General features: G+C 72.8%; 21 protein-coding genes, 1 other RNA gene and 1 pseudogene. 13 read left to right on the forward strand and 10 right to left on the reverse strand.

The features are described 5' to 3' along the window. Positions 1–42 precede the first annotated feature (42 nt). Entirely contained in the window at positions 43–1,068 is a 1,026-nt protein-coding gene (locus AC230_RS09500) for a small ribosomal subunit Rsm22 family protein (RefSeq protein ID WP_049715631.1), read from the reverse strand. A 10-nt stretch (positions 1,069–1,078) separates the two neighbouring features. Further along, positions 1,079–2,395 carry a multidrug effflux MFS transporter gene (locus AC230_RS09505; protein ID WP_049715632.1) on the reverse strand — a complete coding sequence of 439 codons (1,317 nt, stop codon included), beginning with the start codon at positions 2,393–2,395 and terminating at the stop codon, positions 1,079–1,081. A 243-nt stretch (positions 2,396–2,638) separates the two neighbouring features. Between AC230_RS09505 and AC230_RS32475 the strand changes: the two genes are divergently transcribed. Beyond that, positions 2,639–3,166, forward strand: a complete 528-nt coding sequence (locus AC230_RS32475) for a hypothetical protein (RefSeq protein ID WP_157868540.1) — start codon at positions 2,639–2,641, stop codon at positions 3,164–3,166. Positions 3,167–3,275: 109 nt separating this feature from the next. Next, on the forward strand, positions 3,276–3,674 hold the full coding sequence (locus AC230_RS09515) for a hypothetical protein (RefSeq protein ID WP_049715634.1): 399 nt from the start codon (positions 3,276–3,278) through the stop codon (positions 3,672–3,674). A gap of 778 nt (positions 3,675–4,452) precedes the next feature. Here the strand turns inward: AC230_RS09515 and AC230_RS09520 are convergent. The 4 genes from AC230_RS09520 to yaaA all read right to left on the reverse strand — a co-directional run bounded on the left by AC230_RS09520 (position 4,453) and on the right by yaaA (position 14,536). Then, a complete protein-coding gene (locus AC230_RS09520; RefSeq protein WP_053161100.1) occupies positions 4,453–5,871 on the reverse strand; it encodes an MFS transporter in 1,419 nt (472 codons plus the stop codon). 197 nt (positions 5,872–6,068) lie between these two features. Next, positions 6,069–10,172 carry a hypothetical protein gene (locus AC230_RS09525; protein WP_049715635.1) on the reverse strand — a complete coding sequence of 1,368 codons (4,104 nt, stop codon included), beginning with the start codon at positions 10,170–10,172 and terminating at the stop codon, positions 6,069–6,071. Positions 10,173–10,179: 7 nt separating this feature from the next. After that, positions 10,180–13,587 carry a hypothetical protein gene (locus AC230_RS09530; RefSeq protein WP_049715636.1) on the reverse strand — a complete coding sequence of 1,136 codons (3,408 nt, stop codon included), beginning with the start codon at positions 13,585–13,587 and terminating at the stop codon, positions 10,180–10,182. Between the two features lie 151 nt (positions 13,588–13,738). Continuing rightward, positions 13,739–14,536: a peroxide stress protein YaaA gene (gene yaaA / locus AC230_RS09535; RefSeq protein WP_049715637.1), complete on the reverse strand. Its 798-nt coding sequence runs from the start codon at positions 14,534–14,536 to the stop codon at positions 13,739–13,741. A 117-nt stretch (positions 14,537–14,653) separates the two neighbouring features. Between yaaA and AC230_RS09540 the strand changes: the two genes are divergently transcribed. Together AC230_RS09540 and rnpB are read left to right on the forward strand one after the other, a co-directional pair. Continuing rightward, the gene (locus AC230_RS09540; RefSeq protein WP_049715638.1) at positions 14,654–16,123 is read left to right on the forward strand and encodes an RNB domain-containing ribonuclease; all 1,470 of its coding nucleotides are present in this window, start codon (positions 14,654–14,656) and stop codon (positions 16,121–16,123) included. 53 nt (positions 16,124–16,176) lie between these two features. Then, positions 16,177–16,574, forward strand: an RNA gene (rnpB, locus tag AC230_RS30295) — RNase P RNA component class A. A 189-nt stretch (positions 16,575–16,763) separates the two neighbouring features. On the opposite strand, the gene AC230_RS09545 is transcribed toward rnpB, so the two are convergent. Next, a complete protein-coding gene (locus tag AC230_RS09545; protein WP_078871088.1) occupies positions 16,764–17,492 on the reverse strand; it encodes a transcriptional regulator in 729 nt (242 codons plus the stop codon). A gap of 151 nt (positions 17,493–17,643) precedes the next feature. Here AC230_RS09545 and AC230_RS34800 point away from each other — a divergent pair, with 151 nt between their 5' ends. From AC230_RS34800 to AC230_RS09560, 3 genes are all read left to right on the forward strand, one after another. After that, a complete protein-coding gene (locus AC230_RS34800) occupies positions 17,644–17,985 on the forward strand; it encodes a DUF7848 domain-containing protein (protein ID WP_479683263.1) in 342 nt (113 codons plus the stop codon). 236 nt (positions 17,986–18,221) lie between these two features. Further along, entirely contained in the window at positions 18,222–18,761 is a 540-nt protein-coding gene (locus AC230_RS09555; protein ID WP_049715640.1) for a class IV adenylate cyclase, read from the forward strand. A gap of 22 nt (positions 18,762–18,783) precedes the next feature. Continuing rightward, positions 18,784–19,899 (forward strand): radical SAM protein, encoded by a 1,116-nt coding sequence (locus AC230_RS09560; protein WP_049715641.1) that lies wholly within the window; start codon positions 18,784–18,786, stop codon positions 19,897–19,899. Between the two features lie 66 nt (positions 19,900–19,965). Here AC230_RS09560 and AC230_RS34280 read toward each other — a convergent pair whose 3' ends face one another. From AC230_RS34280 to AC230_RS09575, 3 genes and pseudogenes are all read right to left on the reverse strand, one after another. After that, positions 19,966–20,634 carry a DUF3987 domain-containing protein gene (locus AC230_RS34280; protein WP_049715642.1) on the reverse strand — a complete coding sequence of 223 codons (669 nt, stop codon included), beginning with the start codon at positions 20,632–20,634 and terminating at the stop codon, positions 19,966–19,968. Positions 20,635–20,713: 79 nt separating this feature from the next. Further along, positions 20,714–21,274, reverse strand: a pseudogene (locus tag AC230_RS34650) (DUF3987 domain-containing protein); the annotation flags it as partial. A gap of 124 nt (positions 21,275–21,398) precedes the next feature. After that, complete coding sequence (locus AC230_RS09575) at positions 21,399–22,148, reverse strand: hypothetical protein (protein WP_049715644.1); 750 nt, start codon at positions 22,146–22,148, stop codon at positions 21,399–21,401. Positions 22,149–22,848: 700 nt separating this feature from the next. Here AC230_RS09575 and AC230_RS09580 point away from each other — a divergent pair. From AC230_RS09580 to AC230_RS09600, 6 genes are all read left to right on the forward strand, one after another. After that, on the forward strand, positions 22,849–23,220 hold the full coding sequence (locus AC230_RS09580; protein ID WP_049715645.1) for a DUF6283 family protein: 372 nt from the start codon (positions 22,849–22,851) through the stop codon (positions 23,218–23,220). 136 nt (positions 23,221–23,356) lie between these two features. After that, a complete protein-coding gene (locus AC230_RS09585) occupies positions 23,357–24,550 on the forward strand; it encodes a helix-turn-helix domain-containing protein (RefSeq protein WP_078871131.1) in 1,194 nt (397 codons plus the stop codon). A 111-nt stretch (positions 24,551–24,661) separates the two neighbouring features. After that, positions 24,662–25,072, forward strand: a complete 411-nt coding sequence (locus tag AC230_RS09590; RefSeq protein ID WP_049715646.1) for a hypothetical protein — start codon at positions 24,662–24,664, stop codon at positions 25,070–25,072. Then, positions 25,069–25,269: a hypothetical protein gene (locus tag AC230_RS32480; protein ID WP_157868542.1), complete on the forward strand. Its 201-nt coding sequence runs from the start codon at positions 25,069–25,071 to the stop codon at positions 25,267–25,269. Before AC230_RS09590 ends, AC230_RS32480 begins: the two co-directional genes overlap by 4 nt. Beyond that, on the forward strand, positions 25,266–25,532 hold the full coding sequence (locus AC230_RS09595; protein WP_049715647.1) for a hypothetical protein: 267 nt from the start codon (positions 25,266–25,268) through the stop codon (positions 25,530–25,532). The genes AC230_RS32480 and AC230_RS09595 overlap by 4 nt, the downstream gene beginning before the upstream one ends. After that, on the forward strand, positions 25,529–25,717 hold the full coding sequence (locus AC230_RS09600; RefSeq protein ID WP_049715648.1) for a hypothetical protein: 189 nt from the start codon (positions 25,529–25,531) through the stop codon (positions 25,715–25,717). The genes AC230_RS09595 and AC230_RS09600 overlap by 4 nt, the downstream gene beginning before the upstream one ends. Positions 25,718–25,794: the final 77 nt, after the last annotated feature.

Below are 25,794 nucleotides of genomic sequence, written 5' to 3' on the forward strand. Positions count from 1 at the left end.
CCCCCGGGGCCGGACGGGCCGGTCCGGCCCCGGGCCGGACCCCTATCCGGCCCCGGCCGGCGGCGGCCACGCGTCGCCCCAGTCGGCGTCCCGCGCCGCCCGGTACACCTCGCCCCGCCGCTTCGTCACCGTCTCGCGCCGCAGCCCCTCCTCCGCCGTGCACAGGTCCAGCAGGACCTGCCCCTTGCGGATCTGGGGACGGCGGACGACGCGCGCCTCACCCGGCCGCGGCGGCACCGCGTCGCGCACCACCGCCACGTACGAGAACTTCTCGTCCTCGTACGCCAACGACCCGCCCTTGACCTGCCGGTGCAGCGACGACCGGCTGACCCGGGCCGAGAAGTGGCACCAGTCCGTCCCCGCCACGACGGGGCACGCGCCGCCGTGCGGACACGGGGCGACGACCGTGAGGCCGGCGCCGGTCAGCCGCTCCCGCGCCTCGGCGATCCGCGCGTAGCCCTCGGGCGTGCCCGGTTCGACGATCAGCGCGCCCCGGGCGCGGGCCGCCTGCGCGACGACCGCCGCGCGGTCGGCGGCGGTCAGCTCGCCGAGGACGTAGGAGACGGTGACCAGATCCGTGTCCTCGGGAATCTCCAGGCCGGCGCCGATCGCCTGCCGCCGCCACCGCGCCGCGCGCAGGGCGGGGGAGGCGGCGGAGCGGGCCAGTTCGCCGCCGAGGGCGAGCGCGGGCTCGGCCCAGTCGAGGACGGTGGTCCGCCGCTCGCCGGACGGCCAGGCGTCGGCGACCGCCCAGGTCGCGGCGCCGGTGCCGCCGCCGATGTCCACGTGCGAGGCCGGCGTCCACGCGGGCAGCCGCGTGCGGAAGGCCGCGAGCGCGGAGCGCACCGCCTCGAAGGTGGCGGGCATGCGGTAGGCGGCGTAGGCGGCCACGTCGGAGCGGTCGCGCAGGACCGGGGCGTCGGTGGGGGTGCGCCCCCGGTAGTTGGCGATCAGCCGCTCGACGGCCTGGGCCGCCTGCCGGGGCGGCAGACCGTCGAGCAGTCCGGCGAGCGCGGCGCGGAGGTTCTCGCCGGCCGGCGGGGCGTTCTCGGGGGCGGGGGCGTGCATTGGGCGAATTTTACGGGGCGGCCGGCTCCGGTGCGTCCGCCGCGGCCGCCCGCCGTCCCGGCCGGCACATCAGCACGAAGCACAGCACCGCCGCCACCGCGCAGCCGAGCTGGACGACGGCCATCGGCACCGCCGTGCGCTCGCCGGCGATCCCGACGAGCGGCGAGGCGACCGCGCCCAGCAGGTACGTGGAGGTGCCGAGCAGGGCGGACGCGGAGCCGGCCGCGTCCCGGGAGCGCATCAGCGCCTGGGCGTTGGTGTTGGGCATGGCGAGGCCCATGGCCGACATCAGGACGAAGAGCCCGGCCGCGACCGGCGCGAGCCCCGGCTCCCCCAGGACGCCGGAGGCCAGCACCACCAGGCCCGCCGCCGCGGCGGTGATCACGGCCAGGCCCCAGCCGAGCGCCTTGTCGAGGCTGACGCGCCCGACCAGCACCTTGCCGTTGACCTGGCCGACGATGACCAGCCCGACGGAGTTCAGGCCGAACAGCAGGCTGAAGGTCTGCGGCGAGGCCCCGTAGATGTCCTGGACGACGAAGGGCGAGGCCGATATGTAGGCGAACAGCGCGGCGAACGCGAAGCCGCCGGAGAGCATGTAGCCGGTGAAGACCCGGTCCGCGAGCAGGCCGCGCATCGAGCGCAGCGCCTCCCCCAGACCGCCGTCCTTGCGCCGCCCGGGCGGCAGCGTCTCGGGCAGGCAGAAGCGGACGAGCAGCGCGAGGACGGCGCCGATCACGGCGAGCACGACGAAGATCCCCCGCCAGTCCGTCAGCCGCAGCAGCTGGCCGCCGACGAGCGGGGCGACGACCGGGGCGACGCCCGAGATCAGCATCAGCGTGGAGAAGAAGCGGGCCATCGCCACGCCGTCGTAGAGGTCGCGCACCACGGCCCGGGCGATGACGATGCCGGCGGCGCCGGCCAGGCCCTGGACCAGCCGGAAGCCGACCAGCAGCCCGGTGGTGGGGGCCAGCGCGCACAGCGCGGTGGCGACGATGTAGACCACCATGCCGGCGAACAGCGGACGGCGGCGGCCCCACTTGTCGCTCATCGGCCCCACCACGAGCTGCCCCAGCGCCATGCCCATGAGGCAGGCGGTGAGGGTGAGCTGGACGGTGGCGGCGGGGCTTCCCAGCGAATCCGTCACCTCGGGCAGCGCCGGGAGGTACATGTCCATCGACAGCGGCGCCATCGCGGTCAGGCCGCCGAGGGTGAGCGTGAGGAACAGGGCGGCGCGGCGGCCGGGGCCGGGGGGCTCCGGGGCCTGCCGGCCGGCCGCGGCGGGGGCGGTGGTTGCGGCGGGGGCGGTCGCGGGGACGGGCTCCTTCATGCATCACTCCATGGTTAGTACAACTATCTACTCATGGTGGCATGCGCGGGGCAGTGCTCCGGCCGTTTCCGCGCGACCGGCCGGAGGTCGCGCGCCCCGCGGTGCGCCTCGCGCGCCTCCCTGAACGGCTGATTCCGGGAGTAGCGTCCGCGTCACGTTCCGGCCGGAACACCGGTTCCGGCCGGAACACCGCCCGGGGCGCTTGCCGGGGCACGTGCCGGGGCCATACCGAGGGGGACGGTCATGACCACAGGGGAACCACCCGATCCACCGCTCCCGCAGGGCACCCGCTTCTGGCCGCGCGTCTGGCTGTACTGGGCGACGGGAGGGGTGGCCCTCGTGCTGGGGGCGGTCCTGCCCGTGCTGCTGCAGGGCGGGGCGTCCGGGGAGAAGCCCGGCCCTCCTCCGCCGACGCCCGCACCGCCGACGCCCGCACCGCCAACTCTCCGCGTTTCCGGTGCCGTTGTGAGTGTCCTCACCCAGGGGGCGGTGAGTCCGGGCGTGACCCGGGTCCAGGCGAACGTGACGCTCACCGGTCTCAAGGGGCGGACCGCCTACATCAGGTGGCACACGTACAACGACGCCACCAAGCAGACCATAGGGCTCGACCACACCGTCCGCTCCCCCGTCCTGGGGTGGGACGTCACCAACTGGCACCCGACGTTTCCCGTTGTCGATCCCGCCGTCCACTGGCAGGTGCAGGTGACGCTGTTCGGGCCGGACGACGCTCAGTTGGCGACGAATCACTCCACGTTTGTGTTCCCGTCCTGAGCCCTGAACGTCGTCCTGGAAATCCGTTCGACTCGACTGCAACCGTGGTCGCCCTTTTCACGTGTTCCTCGGTGAAGCGCCCAGAACGGGCCCACAAGGGAGGAACACCATGAACCGTGCATACCGCCTCGCCATAGCCGGTGTCCTGACGGCCGGCCTCGTCGGCGGCGCCGCCGCCGGCGCCTTCGCCGCCGCGCCCGCTCCCGCCGCCTCTCCCAAGGCTGTCGCCGCCGCCAAGCCGGCCCTCACCGCCCAGCCGAGCGCCAAGACGGTGAAGGCGTGGCAGGAGTTCCGCGTGACCGGCAAGGCGACGGCCCTCAAGCCGGGTACGACGGTCACGCTCCAGCAGCAGAAGGGCACCAAGTGGGTCGCCCTCCCGGCCAAGGTCGCCGTCAACAAGAACGCGGCCTTCTCGATGCGCGTCAAGCTCGGCATCAAGGGCAAGAACACCCTCCGCGTGACCGGCGGCGGCGCCGTCTCCGCCCCGTTCACCGTGACCGTCCGCTGATGCGCTCAACGCGCCCCCGGGCCCGGTGATTTCGCCCCCGCCCCGCCCTTTCACCGTTTCTCGCCGCGCTGCCGCGCGGGGAGCCTGACGCGGCTGCGCCGCGTTCGTCCTCACGCGCCGGACGGGCTGAATCCCCCCTCTGGGGGAGGAGTTGAGGATGGGCGGCGGAGCCGCGACCGGGGGGCGGGGGTGCAGGGGGCGCAGCCGCCCGGCCGGCCACGCGGAGCGCGGTTCCGGGACCGGGCAGGGCCCGGAAGGGGGCAGGGGGTGGAGCCGCGGGTGGGGGTGCGGGGGCGGAGCCCCTGGTCAGGGTGCGGGGGGCGCAGCCCCCACCCACCCGCGCAGAGCGCGGTCCCCGGCCTCGGGGCGCCCCCGCCCGGGGTGCAGGGGCGGAGCCCCACAGGGGATGCAGGGGGCGCAGCCCCCGCCCACCGCGCGGCAGCGCGGTCCCGAGCCAAGGGCCCTAACCCCGCAAAGGCGCCAGGGGTCGAAGCCCGCCACCGCGCGGAGCGCGCTCCCGGGCCCAAGGGCCCAACCCTGCAAGGGGGCCAGAGGGCGAAGCCCTCGGTGTGGGGCGCAGGGGCGGAGCCCCGCCCCGCCCGCGCGCAGCGCAGGCACGAGCCCCGGGGCGAAGCCCCCCGCCCAGGGTGCAGGGGCGGAGCCCCACAGGGGATGCAGGGGGCGCAGCCCCCGCCCACCGCGCGGCAGCGCGGTGCCGCGGCGGGCGGGGGAAGGGGCGCAGCCCCTGGGGAACGGGGAAAGGGCGGGGTGGGGGAAATCAGCACGCGGGGTCGCGCGCCGCGGCGGCGGGCGTCGGTCGCCGCGCGGTGACCAGGAGGCCGAGCAGCGCCGTGGCCACCCCGCCCGCCGCGAGGATCCACCAGGCGGGCCGCACCGCCGAGGTGAAGGCGGAGGCGTCCGTCAAGGGAGCGCCCCGCAGGCCCGCGTTGAGGATCGCGCCGAGGACGGCGACGCCCATCGCGAAGGACGACCGGCCGAAGGTGGTGATCATCCCGGAGGCGAGACCGGCCCGGTCCGCCGGCAGCCCCGAGACCCCCGCCGTGATGATCAGCGGCGTCGCGAGCCCGACGCCCACGCCGAAGAGGACGTACTCCACGGCGAGGAGCCCCCACGAGGAGTCCGCCGTGAGCAGCGCGGTCAGCACCCCGCTGACCGCGAGCGCACCCCCCGCCCCGGCCAGCAGCGGCCGTCCGCCGCAGCGGCGGGCCAGCCGGGCCGCGCACACGGAGGAGAGGGCGAGGGCGCCCGCGGGGACCAGCATCCACAGGCCCGCCCGCGAGGCGGACATCCGCAGGGGGTTCTGGAGGTAGAGCGCGGTGAGGAAGAAGAAGCCGCCGAACGTCCCGAAGACGGCCGTGGAGGCGGCGATCGCGCCGCAGAACCGCGCGTCGCGGAAGAAGGCCGGCTCGATCAGCGGTTCGGCGCGCCGCCGCTCGTAGCCGAGCAGCCCGGCGCACGACGCGACGGCCACGGCGAGGCAGGCGAGGACGACGGGCGCCGTCCAGCCGGCCCGCGGCGCCTCGATGACCGCGTACGCCAGCGGCCCCAGCAGGGTGATGACCAGGAGCTGGCCCACCGGGTCGGGGCGGCGCGGCCGCTCGGCCCGCGACTCCGGGACGCCGCGCAGCGCGAACAGCGTCGAGACGACGCCGAAGGGGACGTTGAGCCAGAACACCGACCGCCAGCCGGCGGCGTCCACGAGCAGTCCGCCGACGACGGGCCCGAGGGCCAGGCCGATGCCGTAGGCGCCCATCCAGACGCCCATGGCGCGGATCCGCTCGTGCTCGTCGGGGAAGGTGTTCGCGACGATCGCCATGGCGACGGGACCGAGCCCCGCGGCCCCCGCGCCCTGGAGCACCCGGAACCCGATCAGCAGGGGCAGCGACGGCGCGAGCGCGCACAGCACCGAGGCGGCCGTGAAGACGGCGACGCCCGCCATCAGCACGCGTTTCCGCCCGATCCGGTCGCCCGTCGACCCGGCGTAGAGCATCAGCGTCGCCATCGCGAGGCTGTAGGCCGCGACGGCCCACTGCATGCCCGGGAGGGAGGCGCGCAGCTCCCGTTCCATGGCGGGAAGGGCGACGTTGAGCGCGGTCACGTCGATGCCGACCATGATGACGGCCGCCGAGCAGACGGCCAGGACGAGGTGGCGCCGGGGCGGGCCGGTCGGGGGCACAGCGGATGTCCTTTCCTGCTGAGGCACACACTCCGCGAGGCTTTCCCGACAGGGGCTTTCCCGACAGGGTCCAGCAGGGCCCGGCAGGGCCCACCCGCGGAGGTCTTTCCTCTTCGACCTTCCGCCGCCGGGCCCCCCGCCGCCACCGGACACCCGGTGGTTGGCGGGGCCACCGCCCGTCCCCCGATCGTCCGACGTCACTCCCGCAGCACGAGCCTCCCGAGCAGCGACACCGTCAGCGCGAAGCGGTCCGCGTGGACCAGCCGGCGGCCGGCCGGGACCGCCGTCCCCCCGGCCGTCACCGTGTCCGTCGCCGTCGCGGGATCCGTGGCGTGGAGCTCGAACTCCTCGACGAGGACGCGGTATTCGGACGGCGGGAGGAGCTGCGGGGCGGGCAGGGTCAGGTCGCCGGACCAGGTGAAGGACTGGGCGGCCGGCGCGCAGGTGAGTTCGAGGACGGTGCCGGTGCCGGCCCAGTCGAGGTCGCCGCCGCCCGCCGCGCGGCGTTCGACCGTGGCGAGGACGCGGCGGCTCGCGGCCATGGCCGCCCGGCCCGTGCCGGCCCGGGCGCCGAGGGCGTTGGAGGAGACGGGGCCGCTCAGTTCGAGGCGGACGGCGCCGGCGGCGGTCATGGTGGCCGTGACCGTGCGGTCGGGGAGCGGCTGGAGGAAACCGGCGGTGGTGACCCCGGAGAGGTGCAGGGGGTCCACGGAGTACGGCTGGTAGCGGGCCAGGGCCAGCCGGACGTGGGGGAAGTAGGCCGGTTCCGGGAGGGCGAAGTCCACGTCACAGGTCCACAGGCCGAGTTCGGCGTCGAAGGCGGGGGCGAAGGCGGCGACCGAGGCCGTCGCCGGGGCGCCGGCGACCGGTTCGGCGAGGACGACGCCGGTCGCGGTGCGCACGGCGGCGGGGAAGTCCGCGAGGGCGAGCGGACGCAGGGGCCCGGCGTCCGCCCCGGCCGGATCCCGGGCGCAGCGCGTCGCCAGCTCGTCGGGGAGGCCGTCCCCCAGGACGACGGCGAGGAGTTCGTCGTCGCCCGAGGAGAACCAGGGGCGGCGCAGGTGCACGCGGAAGCCGGCGTGGCGGCGGGTGCGGGTGACCCGGTGCCGGTCGTGGTCGACCGCGCTCTCCCAGCGGACGGTGGGGACGAGGTGGCTGACGTCGGGGGGTTCGGGGCGGCGGGAGGAGGGGACGGGCCAGGGGCCGGAGCCGGGGCCCCGGCGGGTGATCAGCTCGGGGCGGCCGGTGATGGCGGGGTGGAAGTACTCGCGGAAGCGGGTGGTGGCGACGGGGGTGTAGGTGACGTTGCGGTGCCGCGTGTCGCGGAACTCGTGGCGGACGCCGAAGAGGGAGCGGTCGTCGTCGGCGGGGCGGAGGGTGACGTCGCCGACGCGGGCGTGTCCGTCGGTGCGGCGCGGCGCGTCCTCGGAGACGTCGTCGGTCCACTCGCTCCAGGTGGCGTCGATGTCGACGCGGCCGGTGCTGCGGGCGTGGGAGCGGACGCGGCCGGCCAGGGGCGTGAAGGTCCTGCCCTCCTCGCGGGGGAAGGCGAGCGGCCCCAACTCCGGTTCCTCCAGGGGTTTCTCGACGGCGTGGACGAGGGTCAGCTCGGCCCACGGGGTGATCATCCAGTTCTCGCCGGCGGCCGCCGCGGCCGTCAGCTCGTCCTTCTTGGCCCGCGGCAGCCCGGCCCAGAGGGCGGAGTCGGTCAACAGCCTCCAGGCGCCGAAGAGTTCGAGGTCGGCGGTGTCGAGCAGGCAGCTCATCCGGACGGTGGCGACGGTCGCCTTCGGCAGCCGGACGGTCAGCTCCCGCGCCGCCGGCCCGCTCCGGACCGGCGGCCCGTCCCCCTCGACGATCCTCAGCCGCAGCGGCCTGGCCTGCGGCCAGGGGCCGGGGAAGTCGTACGTCTCGTTGGGCGCGGCGCCGGGCAGTCCGCGCAGGGACACGCCCCGGGCGGGGACGTCGGGCAGGTAGGGCAGCAGGAGCTGGGCGGCGTCGTGGACGACGTACTCGCCGGGCGCGAGTCCCGCGCCGCGCGGCACGGGCAGTTCGGTGAGCGGCCCGGTGTCGTGGGGGTCGTGCTTGGCGACGTGGATCTCGCCGAAGAACGCCAGGTCGCGGGTGACGAAGGGGTCCTCGGGGAGGCTGACGACGGTGTCGAGGAAGCTGCCCGCCTCGCGGCCGGCGTCCGCCGCCCAGCGCCGCCGGACGGCGTCGGGGACGTCCGGGCCGAAGACGTCGTCGTAGACGCCGTGCCGTTCGGCCGTCTGGAGCGGCGACTTGGGCGGGGCGATGTGCCGCTCGTCGAAGCCGCGGTAGCGGCGGTCGAGGTGGTCGACGGGGGTGTCGGCCGTGTGGTCGGGCACCTGCGCGGTGCGCAGGGCCGCCCAGGCGCCGGCCGGGACGGGCACCCCGGCGTCGTCCACCGTGCTGCGGATGACGAGCCGCGCCTCGGACTCGCCCTCCAGGAACGGCCACCGGGGCACGACCGCCGGCGGCGGGACGGGCTCCCAGCGGCGGTGGGTGACGGGGGCGGAGGCCACGTCGTCGGGGACGTCCGCGCCGGGCCCCGGCCCGTTGCCCGCCAGGTCGCACAGCCGGGCGCGCACCCGGTAGGTGTGCCCGTAGCGCAGGGCGGGCAGCGAGCCGGGCGGCGGGCGGAAGGCGGCGTCCAGCGGGAAGCGCGGGTCGGGGACGGACACGGGGACGACGGGCCGGTCGTCGGGGCCGAGGGTGCGGCCGGGCGGCGGGGCGGCCAGGCTCCAGCCGTGCCAGCCGAACAGCGCCTGGTGCGCGTAGAGTTGACCGGCCGCGTCCTCGCCGACCGCACCGGCCTTGACGTGCCCCTCGTCGGGGGCGACGGCCAGCGGCAGGGGCGGCTGCCCGGCGGGCCGGATCGCGTAGGTGCCGGTGCGCGCGCACAGCGGGAGCCAGGCGGTGACGGCCCCGGTGGCCGGGTCGGCGCGGCCGACGTCCACGCGGTAGCCGCGCACGAGGTGCGAGGCGTCGAGGACGGCCGCGGGGACGGGCTCGCCCGCCGGGCCGACGCCGGCCGCGTTGCGGGCGTCGGCCTCCATCCGGTCGGCGAGTTCGGCGTCCCCGCCGTCGCGGAGCACGGTGAGGCCGGCGCCGTGCAGGGCGGGCGGCGCGGTGGCGTCGGGGGCGGTGGAGGCGCGCGGGTCGGCCGCCGCGGCGAGCGCCTGGCCGACGATCCGGGAGAACTCGACGTAGGCGAGCGCCGCGCCGTCCACGTCCAGGTCGGTGACGAGCGTCCCGGGGCCGGCGAGGCGCAGCATCCGCCGCCCGTACGGCCCGTCGTCGGGGGCGTACGGCTCGAAGCGGGCGCCGGGGACGTGGCGGAGGTCCGTCCAGGGCCGCAGGCTTTCGTCCGCGTTCAGCCCGCCCTGCGGGTCGGTGAAGTGGACGCGGGCGAGCCAGCGGTCGGCGAGGCCGGGCGGCGGGGCGGCGACGAGGTCGAGGGCGAGGCCGAGGCGGCGCAGCAGCTCGGGGTGGTCGGCGAGGAGGGCGCAGGCGGTGTGGAAGTCCAGGTCGGGGCGTTCGGGCGGCTGTCGGGGGGCGGGGGCGGCCGGGCGGTCGTAGAAGCGGTACGCCTCGGCGGCGTTGTGGACGGCGGCGTTGGCGCGGTAGGCGTCGCCGGAGCGGTCGATGGTGCGGGGGCGGTAGGGGTTCGGGGCGGCGGCGGACGGCGCGGTGAACAGGGCGTCGAGGGCGGGGTAGGCGGCGGCGACGGCGCGGGCGAGGTCGAGGACGGGGGTGGTGAGGGGGGTGAGGAGGTCGTCGAGCGCGGGGTGGTCCCAGCGCGGCGGGAGCTGTTCGGCGGCGCCCTCGCCGCCGCCGGGCGGGAAGGCGCGGCGCCGCGCGGTGGCGGTCGCGACGGCCGTGTAGAGGGCCGTGACCCGGTCGTGGACGTCGCGGCCGGGGTACGAGCGCAGGACGGGCGGCGGGCCGTCGGCCGCGAACGCGGGCCCGCCGGGCGGACGTACGGGGGTGGAGGGCGGGAAGAGGCGCCGCCACAGGGCGCTGTCGGCGGGCGGGAAGCGGTCCTGGCGGGGGGCGGCGGGGACGAGCACGCCGGTGCCTCCGGCGCCGGGCGCGCGGAACGCGACGCGCAGCGCGGCGGCGCGGGCGGCGAGGGTGGCGGGCCAGTCGCGGAAGCCGGGGAAGCCGTCGAGGGTGGCGGCCCCGGTGAGGCGGGGGGTGACCAGGACGGTGAGCCGGAGCCCGCCGTCGGGTGCCGTGCCGTCGGGCAGGACGGTCCACCGGATCTGTTCGGGCACGGTCGGCTCACCTCACGGTCGCGAAGGCGGTGCAGTACTCGTCCACCGGGTCGCGCCGCAGCCCCGTCACGGGGTCGGGGTAGGGCGCCGTCATCTCGGCGAACGTGGGCGGGCGGACGGGGTCGGCGGCGGCGAGGGGCGGTGGCGGCGGGCCGGATCCGGCGAAGCGCTTCTCGCACTCCAGGGTGACCGACTGGGACCAGAAGCCGATGTGGACGCCGATGGTGATGCGCGCCCGGCCGTGGACGGTGCCGCCGGCGGACTCGTAGGAGAGGTCGAGGCAGAGTTCGACGGAGGCGGAGACGAGGCCGAGGACGTCCACCTCGCCGCGGGCGCGGAAGTACCCGGTGATCCGGCACTCGCCGGTGTCCGCCTCCAGCCGGAAGTAGATGCCGGCCATCACCGAGAGGCTGCCGGAGGCGACCCCGAAGTCGAGCGAGACCGCGGCCCCGAACTCCAGGGCGGCCTCCAGGACGGCGACGCGCTTCGGCGTGAGGACGATGCCGAAGAAGCCGCCGCCGCCGAGCATCGAGACGGTGAGCCGGAAGGGCGCCTGCCGGCTGCAGAAGGCGAAGCCGATCTCCAGCGGGCGGCCGACGAAGGGGAGGTCGAGGAAGGCGTCGAGGCGGATGTTCTCCAGGCTGAAGACGCCGACGGCCAGGCTGGGCAGCGGCAGTCCGTAGCGGGCGGTGATGCCGGAGGGGGTGACCTCGATGCCGGGCGGGTCGGAGAACCCGTCCGCGGGGATGAGCTTCCGCAGCGTCTCGACGAAGGAGAGCGGGCCGGTGAACCGCAGACCGGTGAAGCCGACGTCGATCTCCGGCTTGTGCCCGGCCCGTTGGACGAGGCGGACGTGGTCGAAGGTGAGGCGCATCGCCGGGAAGCCGGGGACGAGGACGAGGTCGAACCTCTCCAGCGAGCAGCTGACGTCGGCGCCGGAGGGCACGTCGGGGCGGAGCGAGCCGCGCAGGTCGGCGACGAGGGAGAGGCGGCCGTCCCGCGGGTGGGGGACGAAGACGGGGTCGTCCGCGGGCCACTGCCTGATGACCGGGTTCCATTCGAGGCGGGTGGCGACGGTCTCGGGCAGCTTGACGCCCCGGGCGGCCTGCTGGAGGGCGTCCCGGAGGGCGGGGACCGCTCCGGCGGGGGTGGTCCAGGTGGCGGTCTGCTGCCGGACGCGGTCGAGGAGGGCCCGGACGCCCGGGTCGGCCCCGGGCGGGAGGGAGCCGGTGAGGGCGTCGAGGGCGGCGGTGAAGTCGGCGAGGGCGGCGTCGAGGTCCTGGAGGGTGACGGGCGCCGCCGGTGCCGGGTGGTGCGCGAGGAAGTCCGCGATCAGCTGCGCGAGGCGCGCGGCGGTGTCGCGGACGCGCGTGGCCGCGGGCGGCAGGACGGGCGTCGCGTTGCCGACGAGGTCGCGGGTGCGGCGGAGGTCGGAGAGGAAGCCGGTGACGGTGCTGACGGTCTGGGTGAGGAAGTTCGGGACGTGCAGCGGCGGGAGGGGTACGTCGGGGGCGAGCTTCTCGACGATGTCCGCGAGGGAGAGGACGCCGAGGAAGTTGGCGTCCAGGAGGCCGAGGATGTCGGAGGGGTGGAAGAAGTCGGCGGGGTCGAACCGTCCGTCCGCCATCTTCTCCACGGCGTCGAGCCCGGCGGCGGCGCCGGCCACGGGCCCGGAGATCCGCGACAGTCCCGCCACGTCGAAGCTCGGCGCGACGAGCCCGCCGGAGCGGTCGCGTCCGCTCTCGAAGTCCATGACCAGGGCCTCGGTACCGGTGGTCAGGACGCTGAGGAAGACCTCGCCCGGGTTGCCCTTGCGGGCCCCCGCGGTCGCCCTGGCGAAGCCGGACAGGGCGTAGCGCCGGGCGTAGACGACGGGCACGGCCGCGGCGTTGCCGGTGAGCCCGGCGACGGCGGGCAGCGCGGCCGAGGCCCAGCTGAGCTGGGGGACGAACTGCGCCTCGCCGCCCGGGCCGGGCGCCGCCAGCGCGGGCGGCGCGGCGGCGCCCCAGACGAGGTGGGCGGCGTCGACGCTGGTGTCGCCGGGCTTGTCGGGCGGCGCCAACGCGACGGCCTGGCCGAGGAGTTCGGCGCTGGTGAGGGGCGGCGGCCCGGCCGCTGCGCGGGCGGCCGGGGGGACGGACCGGGCGTTGTACTCCGCGACGACGGCGGCGAGCCGGTCGCCGGTGGCCAGGTGTTCGGGCACGAACTGGAGCGGTGTGCGGAACTCGACGGACCGCCCCTCGTGGTCCACGGCCGTCACCTTGAAGCGGAACGGGTCCTCGGTGGCCGTCGCCGGGAAGAACGGGGCGGAGTCGGGCGGGTCGGGGGTGCCGGTGAGGTCGGGGGTGACCAGGGTGTCGAGCCGTACGGAGGTGAAGGGGAACAGCAGGTTGGCGAGCGGGTCCGCGGGGCCGTTCCCGGTGGGGAGCGGGCGCGCCGGGTCGTAGGTGCGCAGCGGCTGGCGGACGACGACGAAGACGCGCCGGAAGAGGAACGCGGCGCGCGGGTCGGTGACCTTCCGCTCGACCACGGTCACGACGGCCGCCCGGTGCCCGAAGGGGCACAGGTATCCCTCCCGCATCACACGGACGTAGTGGTCGCGGCCCAGCGTGGTCTGCTGCCGCCAGTCGGAGAGGTCGATGCCGGCGGGCCGCAGCGGCCACTGCCCGGCCGCCTCCAGCCAGCCGCCGGCGGCCGACAGCATCAGGAGGGGGACGCCGACGGGCGACGGGACGTACGACGGCGCGTCCCTGGCGGTGAGTTCGACGATCTCCCGGCGGTCCTGCGGGGTGAGCGGGAGGCCGGGCACCTCGGGGGCCGTCGTGCCGGCGTCCCGGTCGCGGTTCCACACGGCCCGCACGGTGCGGCCGAGGAGCCGTGTGTGCCACAGCTCGGCACGGGCGGCGTCCTCGTCGCCGCCCGTGCGGTGCACCCAGCGCGCCTGCGCGGGCGGTGACAGCAGGAGCCGGTAGGGCAGTTCGATGCCGGTGCGGGGGCGGGCGGGGTCGGCGAGGGGGTTCTCGGGGACGCGGGGCGGAACGGCACCGGCACCGTCCGCCTCCAGCGCCGCGTCCACCACCCGCAGCGGCAGCGAGCGCATCGCGTCGAGGAGTCCGGCCGTCGACCAGTCGACCACGTCGTCGGGGCCGACCTCGAAGACGAGCACGCTGCGGCCGGCGATCAGCGCGCCGACGGGCACGGACCGGGGTTCGGGCGGGACCGCGTCCGCCGCGAAGGCGTGCTCGGTCACGTGCTGCGGCCCGAACGCGACCACCAGCAGGCCCTCCCGCGCGGGATCCTCCCGCACCAGCCGCCGGCCGCCCGCCCGTTGCTCCAGCCGCAGGCCGGCGAACGCGACGCCCAGGTCCAGCAGGTCGGTGCCGCGCAGTACGCGGATCGGTGCCGGAGTGCTCATGCCCGCCCCCTCGCCTCGGCCCTCCCCCTGGATACCGCGCGGCGGGGCCGCGGGAGGAGGACCCGGACGGGTGACAAGGGGGCGAAGGGGCTCCCGATCGGGTGAAACAGGCGCGGAGCGGCCGTGGGGCGGCGCGCGCCCGGCCCCGCCGCTACAGCTCGGTGACGACCACGTCCAGCGCCCACGGGCGGCCCGCGCGCTCCGGGGCGCCGCCCTCCACGACGTACCCCAGGTCCCGCAGCACGTCGGCGAGTTCGGCCGGGGAGGCGGGGTCCGCGCCGGCCGTGAGCAGGTCGCGCAGCAGGCGGCCCTTGGTCGCCTTGTTGAAGTGGCTGACGACGGACCGCTTCTCGACGCCGTCCACCCGCCGCGACTGGAGCACCCGCACGGTCGCCGTCCGCCCGGCGACCTCGCCCTTGGGCCTCCACGCCGCCGCGTACGCCGCCGAGCGCAGGTCGAGGACGAGCCCGTCGCCCGCGGCCGGGGGCATCGCCTCCGCCATCGGCCCGCGCCAGAAGGCGCCGAGGGCGCCCGTCCCGGGCAGCTTGACGCCCATCGGGCAGCGGTAGGAGGGGATCGCGTCGTCGACGCCGACCGCGCCCCACAGGCCGGAGAAGACCAGCAGCGACCGGCCGGCCGCCCGGCGGGCCGCGGGCGACAGGCCGGCCAGGTCCAGCGCGTCGTAGAGGACGCCGGTGTAGATCTCCCCGGCGGGGCGGGTGCCGGCCGTGCGCAGCCCCGCGTTCTTGGCGACCTCGCCGCGCAGCCCCGGGCTCAGGCCCAGCACCCCGGCGGCCTTCTCCTCGTCGCCCGCGCACAGCCCGACCAGCTCGGCGAGGACCGCCTCCCGGGCGGCCGCCAGCTCGGGCAGGGCGAGGGCGGCGACGTCCACCGGCGCCCCCGTGCCTCCGGTGGCCTTCCCCTCGGACGGCGGCAACAGCACGAGCACGGTCGTTCTCCTCACTCGGTTCCACGGTCACGGCCGGCGGGCCGGCCCCCCGCGAGCCTAACGCCGTACGCCACGCCCACCGCGCCCCGCCGCCGGCCCGCCCCTACCCTCGGTGCCATGCCCCGCCACGGGACACGGGTGACGGACGAGGAGAGCGGCCCCCTCCGCGGGGCGCTGCGCGCCCTGCGCGAACGGACGGGCGCACCGGCCGCCTTCCCGCCCGCCGCCCAGGCGGAGGCCGAGCGCGCCGCCCGCCGCAGACCGCGCCTCCCGCCCCACGACGCGACGTGGCTGCCGCTGTTCACCCTCGACCCGCCCGGCGCACGGGAACTGGAACGGGCCCTGCACCTGGCCCGCCGCCCCGGCGGCGGCTACCGCGTCCACTGCGCCGTCGCCGACGTCGCCGCCTTCGTCTCCCCCGGCGGCGCCCTGGACGCCGAGACGCACCGGCGGGCGGTGGCCGTCCCGTACCCCGACGCCCGCGTCCCCCTCCACCCCCGCGTGCTCGGCGAGGACGCGGCGAGCCTGCTGCCGGACCACGACCGGCCGGCCCTGCTGTGGGAGCTCGACCTCGCCTCCGACGGCACCGTCGTCCGCGCCGGCCTGCGCCGCGCCCTCGTCCGCAGCCACGCCCGGCTGGACCCGGCGGGCGTCCAGCGGGCCCTGGACACCGGCACCGCGGAGGAACCGCTCGTGCTGCTGCGGGAGACCGGGCTGCTGCTGCGGGAGCTGGAGCGGGCCCGCGGCGGGATCTCGCTGCCCGTGCCCGTCCAGGAGGTCGTCCGCCGCGGCGACCGCTACCTGCCGGAGTACCGCACCCCGCCGCCGGCCGAGGAGTGGGGCGACCGGATCGCCGTCCTGACGCAGACGACGGCGGCCGGGCTGATGCTCGCCGCCGGCACCGGCGTCCTGCGCACGCTCCCCGCCCTCCCGGCGGCCGGCCCGCTCGCCACCCTGCGCCGCACCGCCCGCGCGCTCGGCGTCACCTGGCCGGACACCATGCCGTACCCGGTGATGCTGCGCGCCCTCACCCCCGCGCACCCGCAGCACGCCGCGTTCCTCCAGCGCTGCGCCGGGCTGCTGCGCAGGGCCCACTACACCGTCTTCGACCGCGAGCGCCCCGCCCGGCTCCCCGCCCCCGCCGACCCCGTGCACGCCGCCGTCGCCGCCCCCTACGCCCACTGCACCGCGCCGCTGCGCCGCCTCGCGGACCGCTACGCCCTGGAACTGTGCCTGGCCGCGGCCTCCGGCCGGGACGCCCCGGAGTGGGTGCGCTCCGCCCTGGCCGGCCTCCCCGGCGAGATGGCCGCCGGGGCCGCCCGCGCCGCGGAGGCGGAGCGGGCCTGCGCGGCGCTGGTCGACGCGGCCCTGCTGCGCGACCGCGTCGGCGAAATCTTCGACGCCCACGTCGTCGACGTCCTCCCCGGCCGCCCCACCGCCGGCACCGTCCACCTCCGCGACCCCGCCGTCCGCGGCCCCGTCGAGGGCGACCCCGCCGGCCCCCCGCTCCCCCTCGGCCACCGCCTCCGCGTCCGCCTGGCCGAGGCCGACCCGGGCCGCGCCGACGTCCGGTTCGCCCCCGCCTGAACCCGGCGTCAAAGGCCTGCTCACCGGCCCGGTACCATGGTCCGTACGGCGGACGAGCCGGCCGGGCGGCCGCGAGGGATCTCCCGATCCCCCGAGGAACGTCCGGGCTCCACACGGCAGGGTGGTGGGTAACACCCACCCGGGGTGACCCGCGGGACAGTGCCACAGAAAACAGACCGCCGGGCCTCTTCGGAGCGCCCGGTAAGGGTGAAACGGTGGTGTAAGAGACCACCAGTGCCCAGGGTGACCTGGGCAGCTAGGTAAACCCCACCCGGAGCAAGGTCAAGAGGAGCCGTCACGGCTCTGCGCGGACGCTTGAGGGCTGCCCGCCCGAGTCCGCGGGTAGACCGCACGAGCCCGCCGGCAACGGCGGGCCTAGATGGATGGCCGCCTCCCCGCGGCCCGCAAGGGCCCCGGGAGACAGAACCCGGCGTATAAGCCGACTCGTCCGTCGGCCATCTAGCGACAGGCCCCCTGAACTGCGAAACCGCAGGTCAGAGGGCCTTTTGCTGTTGAGTCGCCCGCCTCGTCATTCCTGGGTGATCATGGCCGTTCCGGCCCTTTTCTGCCCGTCGTGTGGCGATGATGTGGCGGTGAGGGCACCGCCTGAAGCGTATGACCAACCAGCATTCAGCCTTGGTCAGTCAACCGACCGACCACGTTCCCACAGTTCTTCGGTGTGCTCCGCGAAGCGGTCGAACAGCCCGCCGTCCTGAAGTTTGCGCAGGTGCAGCATGGGCGAGTCGTGACCGACCAACCGAGCAAGGTGGGGCGTGACAAGGGCCTGATCGTCGAAGCGAAAGACAGACAAGCCGACGTGGTTCGTAGCGTCCTCCTCCGAGGAGAAGCGCACCTCCAAGCCGGAGAGGTCAGACAGCTTGGCCAGCTCCTCCAAGCTGATACGGATGCGCGTGGAGACCTTGAGCGCAACGTCTTCGATGATCTCGCGCTGCTCGGTCACCCGACTGCCAGGATCACCGAGCAGGAATCGCACCCGGCACCCGGCTTCGACCTTCGCCCGGAGCGTGGCGTGGAACGCTGGCTGCTCGATCCAGAAGAAGTAGTTCGTGTACCCGGCGAGGATGATGTCTCGGGTGCTGTCGCCGATGAGCTGGCGCCACACCGAGGAGGGGCACGCTGAACGGTAGGGATAGGCCGAGATGATCTCCCGGTCCGGGCCGGTCTTCATGACTGCTCCCACAGTTTTGGGCCACAGCACCGCTTCATCAACTCCCAACACACTTGACGCGTCCACACGGTTTCGTGCGTGCGGGACCAGCTCCTCATCCGTGATCCATCGTTCCACCGTCTTGGCGGTCACACCGATGCGGGTTGCCAGCTGACGGGCTGAAAGCTTCTTGTCCGCCATAGCGGCTCGAAGGGATAAGTTCAAGGTCTCCACCTCGGTCGTTTGGGCGCCACTTTGGACGTTTGGGCGTTCTTGACGCTACCGATCGGAAGGCCGTCATGTCCCCTGAACGTCGATAGGAACGTCTGTGATGGGCGCCCATGCTCCGAGCATGGAAACCGCCAACGAGACGGCTCCGGACGCCCGCAGAAGAGGCGCGGAGGTTAGTAAGACGGCGAGGTGCACACATCAGCCCGGCGCCGAAGACCTCCTTCCGCCGCAGCCTGCCGTGATCAAGCGGGTTCATTGGACCGTGGAACCGGACCGTGAGCCAGATGCCAAACGGACCATGTACGCCCAGGAATGCGACGTCTGCGGCGAGGGCTCCCCGAGGGGCGCGGATGAGGACGAGGCGACGCAGTGGATCTTCCGCCACGTGAGGAACAACCCGTCGCACAACTCCTACACGGAGATCGTCAAGCGCGGGTGGCGCGCGTGGATGAGGCAGTCGTGATCCGGCGAAGGATCCTCCGGTGGGCGGGACCCATCTGGGCCTTGACCGTGGTTCTCTCCACGGCGCTGGTGATTCCCCTGGCGATTCTTGGCGACCCGTACCGCTGACGCTCGTCCCGCGTCCAGCCAGCACTCTGCAAGCCCCACAACTGGGTGACAGGCGCCCAGGGCGGGCGCCGGCCGCTGGCAGGATCACCCGCAGCCCCAGAGGGACACCGCCGGACGAGGAGCGCAGCAGTGAGTAACACCGAGTTCGAAGCCAAGGCGTTGGACATCGACGTAGAGGCCATCACGACAAAGATCAAGCGTGGAGGCGGCGTTCACGTGGCCGATCGCTTGATGCGTCGGTATGTGTACGACATCGTCCCCGGCGTGCAGGGCCGTTGGATTCGTCTCCGCGACACGGGGACCGAGGTCACCCTTTGCGTCAAGCACATCACCTCGGACGAGATCGACGGCACGCGCGAGGAGGAGGTGGCCGTTTCCTGTTTCGACACCACTAACGCCTTGCTGAACCTCATGGGTTTTACGGCGAAGGCGTACCAAGAGAACCGGCGCACCTCGTATCTCCTCAACGGCGTGCGCCTGGAAATCGATAGTTGGCCACTCATCCCTCCCTACTTGGAGATCGAGGGCGACAGTACCGAGGACGTCATTGCCACGGCGAAGATCATCGACCTGAAGCCGAGTGGGCTGACCGCCATGAACACTGTCGGGGTCTACACCCGATACGGAATCGATCTGGAGAGCATCCAGGAACTCCGCTTTCCCGACTGAGCCCCCTCACGAGAGGAGCGCCATGCACGACGATTTAGGCTCGCTACCCGTATCCGTGGTGCCTGATCGCACGGTACGGGTGAAAATAATCGACGCCTGCGGTCTCGCTTGCGGATTCTGCCACAACGAGGGAACGCCCGTGGCCGCAGACAACAAGGGCCGGGAACCTGGTCAGTACGCTGGTACGCCGGGCAAGAAGGGCCGTGTCTCGATCTACCTGCAAACCAATGGGGCGAACTTTCTGCCCGAGCGGATCGAACCGGACGCGGAGTTCGCTTTGGCTCTGGCTGCCACACGAGGTGCCATCGAGACCAACGAGGTTCACTTCACAGGCGGGGAGCCGACGCTCCATCCCAGGCTCCCTGACCTGGTGGCCATGGCTCGCCGCCTGGGCCTGACGGTTGGCCTGACGTCCAACGGGGAGAACGGCTCAGCCGTCATGGAGGAGTGCGCCAAGGCCGGTCTGGACCGCGTGAACCTGTCGGTGTTCGGCACCACAGCCGAGGAGTTAGCCGCTGTTCAAGCCCCCCGCTTCAACTCCGCCAAGTTGGCGGTGAAGAAGATTGCAGCACTTCACGCCACCATCGAGGCGGCGCTGAAGAGCGGCGTAAAGGTATCCGCAAATCTCGTTGTACCGGACGCCACTCATGCCCCAAGGGTTCTTCGCGTAATCGAAGAGTATGGACGTGACGTCGTGGTCCGGATGCTCATCAACCTTGAGGACGGTGGAGCATCCTTGGCAGCGATGCGTGAAGTGTTGGAAACACTGGGGGCTGTACCAGTACGCCACATCTTCACTGCCGGAACGTCCGACCAGCGCACCCGCTACCGGCTGCCCGACGGCCGCACACTATACGCAAAGTCCATCAGGCCGGTACGTCTACCGGAAACTTGCCACGGCTGTCAGTTCAACAACGGGACTGACTGCCAAGAGGGCTACTACGGCATCCGCCTCTATCGCGCCCACCACGGACCATTCATGGTGGGCGTGTGCATCCAACGAATGGATTTGTGCGCCACGCTGGGAGAATTCGTCATGAGTAAGCGGCGTGACGAAGTGCGTTATCTCCGAGACCAAGAGCTCCTGCGGCTGCGCCTGAAGTACCGAGAGCAGGTCCAAGAGACTACACCCGCCTAGCCTGCCCAAGTCGAAATCGAAGAAGTCCCCTGCCGAAGCGGGGGACTTCCTTCGTTCGCACATAGGTCAGAGCAGAGCGAGGAACGGGTTTTCCTCCAGCAGTGCCGACCGCTTCACGGGCCTGGGCTCCGGGTCCGGTTGGGGAGCGGGGCGGTAGGCGTCCATGCGGAGGACGGTTGCCGATTGCTGATTGTCGCTCTGGGTGCTGGCCGGCTGTGCGTCTGCGTGACATTGGGGCTCGTCGTCGGCGAGGGTGAAGACGACGGCGGGCCGTCCGCCGTTGCCTTTCTTCTCTGTGGTGACCGCGATCCCGGGGAGTGCCTTGACCTCGGCTGCCGAGGCGTTGACGAACGGGAGCACCTGGGACGAGGTGGCCTTGCCCCCGTGCATCGCGATCCGGGCCCGGACCTTCTCCACCAGGCTGAGTGGCTGCCGCTTCGGCTTGTCGGCCCCCGTGTCGCCGACGATGTCCAGCACCGAGTCCATGGCGTAGGTGACCAGTGCTGCCGCCGCCTCCAGATCCTCCACCGTGATCTGCGACCGCAGGTCGAACAGGGCGTACAGGGCCGCGATGCGGCGTACCTGCTCGTTGCAGCGGGCCGCGAACGCCTTCAGCCCTTCGGACTCCCGTGCTTTGGTGAGGAGGTCTCGTCGGATGATGTCGGCGGTGTCGTAGGCGTCTTCGGCGAGGGTGACGAGTCCGGTGCGCTGGCCGTGGCGGACGGCGCGGGCCATGGCTTTCCCCGGCTTCGGGGATGAGGTGTGCGGGCATGCGGTCGCGTTCGCTGAGCCAACGGACTTGGGCCACGGGCAGGATCAGCAGCCGGTTGTAGGAGCCGCCGTCGCGCTCAGTCGTGCTCATGCTGGCCCGGAACTCCTCCGGGGTGATGTGCCCCATGATCGAGGCGCGGGGGTCGTCCACCTGGACGGGCTCCTTGGCCCTGGAGGTGGCGACCGTGACCCCGTCCCACAAGTCCCGCAGTACCTGGGAGAGGTTGGCTTGCCGACGCCCGGCCCGCAGGACGCGGGCGTACTCCGTATCGACGATGAGCGCGTGTCCGTCGCGGTCGGCAAGGGCCTGGATAAGCCCGGCACCCCCGACCACGCCATTGATGACGTGGTCCGCCATGAACGAGGAGTTCGCATCCCTGGCCACCTCGGCAGCCACGCCCCAGGACTGGCCCTTGCCCTCACCGGTCCCGCCGCACAGCAGCACGTGAAGCATGAGAGGCATAGAGCCGGAGCCACGCTGAACACGGGTCTCGGGGAGCATCGCGGAGAACCCGCAGAGCAGGCCACCGAGCAGCCCGACCGGGGACCATTCGACATGCGGAGCCAGAGCGGCAATGTGGGACTGGAGACGGCCGGTCACCATGGTGCGGAAGTCAGGGGCGGTCACGCTGTGTCCTCTACGTCTACGTCCATGAACGACAGTTGGATGGGGGTCGGCCGGGGACGACGGCCGCACGGGGCGGCCGTCACGGTCCGGGGTGCGGCACTCAGGCCGCCGCCGCTTTTCCCTCCGCGTGCCCCTGGGCCGCCTGCCACGCCTGCCGGGCCTCCACCGGCAACCGCCCCTTCGGGCTCAGGTTCGGCCACCCATTGACCAACGCCCATGCCCTGATGACCTTGTTCTGCTCCCGGTCACTCATCCCCGAACGCGTCGCCTTCACCGGCTCCGGCAACGGGTCACCACCCACCAACTCACCCGCACACACCGCGTCCTTGAACCGACCCGGGGACCGGACATCCATCACCGACAACCCACGCTCCGCAGCGTCCTGGAGCTTGTGCCCCGCCCGCTCCCCACGCTCACCAAGAAGCAGGAGGACAGTGGAGTCATCGGCACGCCCCACCACCTCGTAGCCCAGGTTCCGCACGGCCTCCCTCACCTCGTCCCAGTCGTACCCGGGCACCTCCCCGGCCACCATGACAGAGGGCAGAGACTCAGGTTCGGCCACAGCCTCGGCAGTCGGCTCCGGTTCGGCTACGTCGTCTTGCGGCTGCTCGGGCTCCGGCTCAGCAACAGCATGAGACACCACAGGCTCAACGGAGGGCTGGTCAGTTCCCCCAGGGGCTCCAAGGGCGTCACACAGGTACCGGCCGAACACGACGTCGTGTTCAAGGCACAGGTCCCAAGACGACTTCCCCAGGCTCAAGGTGGAGGACGCTTCTACCTCGGTCCCGTCCTTCGCCATGTGGGCATCACACAGAACCTTCTCCACGGGAACCAGAACCGTCTTGCGCATGGCATTCCTTAGTTCGTTGAGGCTGTGAGGCGAGGAGGGCCAAAGCCTTCTTCGACGGCCCTTCCCGGTCCGCACGATCACCGGTCGGCGGAACCGAATTCATCATGCCCAGCAAACGAACTAACGCAATACCAATTCCATCGTGAACTGTTTCACGCTCGCCAATTAAGCCGAAACCATTGCCACTTACTAGACACGGGGGATATTATTAGAACGAAAGCAAAAGGACCCACCGGGGGTGCCTCTTTCCGACCGTGTACGGGTATCAAAGATTCGGAGTCCCTGAGCCCCTTTTTGGCGGGCGAACGCCCAGGTCAGGGTGCAGGAGGGCTGTCGGGCCCTAAAGACGGCTCAGAGACCCCTTCCGGGGCCTTTTTGGGGTTCGGAAGCGGCCTTGGTGGGCCCTAGTGGGGCTTCGGAAAGCTCCCCCACCCCTCCCCGGGGTGGCCTCGATCACACTTTGAGAGTCCGCAGTGCGATCCGGGTCGAATCACGCCTACGTTATTAGTGTCGGGGGGTATATATACCCCCCTCCCCTGGCCCTGCCCTGCCCTTCCCCCTGCCCCTCCAAGGGGGCAGGGAGTGCGAGGGAGTACCTAACCAATGAACCTCTAATAACCAACCCAATAAAAGAGAAGAAGGGGATCCTAATTCCCCCTCTGGGGGTGAAAATGAGGGTCCTCACCTGACTGCTATTCGGGTGGGGGAGGCGCGGGACCACCGGAATTACCCGTGCGTCCGTTGCCCGTGGCGCAGGGATGTCGATCTCGCCGAATTCTCCGACGGAGATATGGAGACGCTGCGCCGGGCCAACGGCCGGTCGGGAGCGGAGGCTCCTCGCGACGCCCCAGTCGTCGCCTGCCACCTCGACAAACCGGGCACGAGCCACGCCTACCGCTGGTGCGCCGGCTGGCTGGCCGTCGCCGGCCCCTACCACCTGTCCATCCGGCTGGCCGTCCTGTTCGAGTCCCTGCCCGGAGGAGCCCTTGCTCCTCGCCCCGGCTGGCCCAGGCTGTACGCGTCCCTGGAGGAGCTGCTGAAGGCTCGCGCGAGACAACTCCACGAAGGCTGATGCCGGCGGGGGCAGCACCGTGCCCGCGGGCTTCGAGAGCTGGTCGTCGAGGTCTGGCGGGGAGGCTGCCAACCACCTGGTTTGGGGCCCCTATTGGCCCTTCGGCGCCTCCCGTCAAGAGGCGTACGCTCGTGTCATGACGAGCGCTGGTGAACGCATCAAGATGGCGAGGAAGCTGCGAGGGCTGACGCAAACGGAGCTGGCCGAGGCATCAGGCGTGTCCGTGTCGGTCCTTCGAAGGCTGGAGAGGGGGGAGCAAGAGGGCGCGCGGATGGAGACGTGGCGTAAGTTCGCCACGGCCCTGCGCATGCCGACCATGGACCTCGTGGGCAGCCGCAGCGAGGAGGACGAAGAGCCGACGGAGCCCTGGGAAAGCGTTAAGAGGATGCTCAACACCCCTTCCGCCCTCCTAGACGCCCCGGACGATCCGCCAACCGTCGAGGGCGTGTCAGAAGCCCTGGATGCGCTGACACCGCTAGTCGAAGCCGACAGGTACCAGGACATCGCGGCTGTCCTTCCCGCGTTGCTCCGGGACGCTGACCTTCTGGGGTCGGCCGGCCGTGAACTCCGGGTGCGAGCCCTTCAACGCGTCGGCTGGTTGCTGATCCACACACGTCAGTTCAAGGCCGCCGAGGACGCCCTCACCCGATCGCTGGACGAAGTCTCTGACCGGCTACAGGCCGCGGTGACCATCGACTACATGTGCTGGCTGCTGCTACGACAGGGCCAGCTCGCCAAAGCCCGTGAGCTAGCCACCCAGTGGGCCGACGACGCCGAGCCGGTGCGTATGACCCGAGCAACGCCGGCCGAGCTTTCCCTATGGGGGCTGATGCTGGTCCGCCTCTCCGGCGCTGCCGTCCGGGACAACCGTGTCGGGGAGGCCGAGGACGCGATGAAGTATGCCCGTGCTGCGGCTGAGGCACTGGGGCACGAATGGCGGTTCCCGCCGCAGCTCAGCAACTCCACGTTCGGCCCGCTTACCGTCTTGATGAAGACCGCGGAGAATGCGGGGCTGGCCGGCCATCACTCTGCCGTGCTGCACCTCGGCGACAAGATCGCTAAGCGCCGGAAGGCGCAGAGCGCACGGTACAAGGTTGAGCTGACGTCGAGTGACTGGAACAGGCATCGGCTGGACGTCGCCAATGCGCATGCACAGTCCAACGACTACAGCCGGTGCGTGGAAGAGCTACTCAAGATCAACGAGCGCGCGCCGGAGTGGTTGCCCAACCAACACTACGCCCGAGACATCATCGAACGAGTGATTGAAGATCGCCGCACATTGACGGTAGAGATGCGCGACCTCGCCGCGGCGGTCCGCCTACCTCTCTAAACGATCACTTCGAGCACTTCGGCGCCTCGGGCATCCGAAGTGCTCGCGACAAGATGTTCGTCCCCTCCTAGCGTGTCTCGGCACAGCCAACAGGAGGGGAAGGCGAGGCAGTTGACTGATCTCGCGCGTCGTCGCAACATCGCGAACGCGTCCAGCGGTTACGACGAGATCCGCGTAGTTCTCTACACACTCATCCACGACGACAGCAAGCCGGACGAGGTGATGCAGCGCCTCCGCCGGCACGCCGAGGCCCGGGACTGGGTGGTGCACGAGGCGTTCGTGGATTTCGCCTCCTTGGAGAGCACCCGGACCGACCGGAAGTGCTGGCCGAAGGCCGAGCGGCTCCTCAAGGACAGGGCGGTTCAGGGTCTTGTGGCCCGTAGCGAGGACGAGTTGGCCTTCTACCGCTTGGGCAAGGACCGGCTCCGGAACTGGCTGCTGGAGCTGCCCGCGTTCGCCAAGTACGTCGGCGAAGGCCCGCAGCGTGCGCCGGCCGATGCCCCGTCGGGGGCTGCTCGATGAGGATTCGCCTCGGGGACTGGGTCAAGGACCGTGTGACCGGCCGCATCGGCGTCTTCGCGGAGGGGCTGGGGGACGGGCTCGCCAAGGTGGACATCCCGCACCAGCGCGGCTTCTGGGTGATCGCGGTGTGCCGGCTCGTGCCCCCGACCGCGGAGGAGATCGAGAGGCTTGGTCTCCCGTCCGGGAGGGTGCCGTGACGGTCACGGAAGAGGACATCGGGACGTGGGTCGAGGACGACGCTGGCCGCGCGGGTGAGCTTATGGGCGTGATCCCCAAGTGGGAACCGCCGGAGGCTTCCGGTCAGCCGACGCTGCGCTGCCCCGTGGACACCGCTTTCTTCCGGCCCGAGGGGGGCGGCGTCGAGTGGTCGGCCCCGGTGGACAAGGTCAGGGTCGTCCGCAGGGTCTCGCCGGCCTCCGCATCGGGCAGGGCGACCCGCCCGGAGGGAGTCGTCCTGTGATCCCTCTGCCGCACAGCAGCGGGCCGCCGGCCATGCCGACTCCGGTCAAGGGCTGCGCCATCTGTGTCCGTCTCGACAAGGCGCGGCAGGCCGCTCGGAAGCGGGGCGACCAGTCGGCGGTGGACAAGTACGGCTCCGCGGTTGTCGCGCATCACCTCAAGCGGCACCGGGGGGTGTCGTGGTGAGCCGACACCGCGCCCGTGACGGGCGGGGTGCCGCCGGTGGCCTGGCCCTCGTCGCCGGCTTGGCGGCCGTGGGAGTG

The sequence above is a fragment of the Streptomyces caatingaensis genome, assembly GCF_001187435.1.
GTDB classification, from domain to species: Bacteria; Actinomycetota; Actinomycetes; order Streptomycetales; family Streptomycetaceae; genus Streptomyces; species Streptomyces caatingaensis.

Excerpts from the sequence above, each read along its gene's own strand:
- AC230_RS09500 (WP_049715631.1), bottom strand. The coding sequence starts at position 1,068 with ATGCACGCCCCCGCCCCCGAGAACGCCCCGCCGGCCGGCGAGAACCTC.
- AC230_RS09505 (WP_049715632.1), bottom strand. The coding sequence starts at position 2,395 with ATGAAGGAGCCCGTCCCCGCGACCGCCCCCGCCGCAACCACCGCCCCC.
- AC230_RS32475 (WP_157868540.1), top strand. The coding sequence starts at position 2,639 with ATGACCACAGGGGAACCACCCGATCCACCGCTCCCGCAGGGCACCCGC.
- AC230_RS09515 (WP_049715634.1), top strand. The coding sequence starts at position 3,276 with ATGAACCGTGCATACCGCCTCGCCATAGCCGGTGTCCTGACGGCCGGC.
- AC230_RS09530 (WP_049715636.1), bottom strand. The coding sequence starts at position 13,587 with ATGAGCACTCCGGCACCGATCCGCGTACTGCGCGGCACCGACCTGCTG.
- AC230_RS09540 (WP_049715638.1), top strand. The coding sequence starts at position 14,654 with ATGCCCCGCCACGGGACACGGGTGACGGACGAGGAGAGCGGCCCCCTC.
- AC230_RS09545 (WP_078871088.1), bottom strand. The coding sequence starts at position 17,492 with ATGGCGGACAAGAAGCTTTCAGCCCGTCAGCTGGCAACCCGCATCGGT.
- AC230_RS34800 (WP_479683263.1), top strand. The coding sequence starts at position 17,644 with ATGGAAACCGCCAACGAGACGGCTCCGGACGCCCGCAGAAGAGGCGCG.
- AC230_RS09560 (WP_049715641.1), top strand. The coding sequence starts at position 18,784 with ATGCACGACGATTTAGGCTCGCTACCCGTATCCGTGGTGCCTGATCGC.
- AC230_RS34280 (WP_049715642.1), bottom strand. The coding sequence starts at position 20,634 with ATGGCCCGCGCCGTCCGCCACGGCCAGCGCACCGGACTCGTCACCCTC.
- AC230_RS09575 (WP_049715644.1), bottom strand. The coding sequence starts at position 22,148 with ATGCGCAAGACGGTTCTGGTTCCCGTGGAGAAGGTTCTGTGTGATGCC.
- AC230_RS09585 (WP_078871131.1), top strand. The coding sequence starts at position 23,357 with ATGACGAGCGCTGGTGAACGCATCAAGATGGCGAGGAAGCTGCGAGGG.
- AC230_RS32480 (WP_157868542.1), top strand. The coding sequence starts at position 25,069 with ATGAGGATTCGCCTCGGGGACTGGGTCAAGGACCGTGTGACCGGCCGC.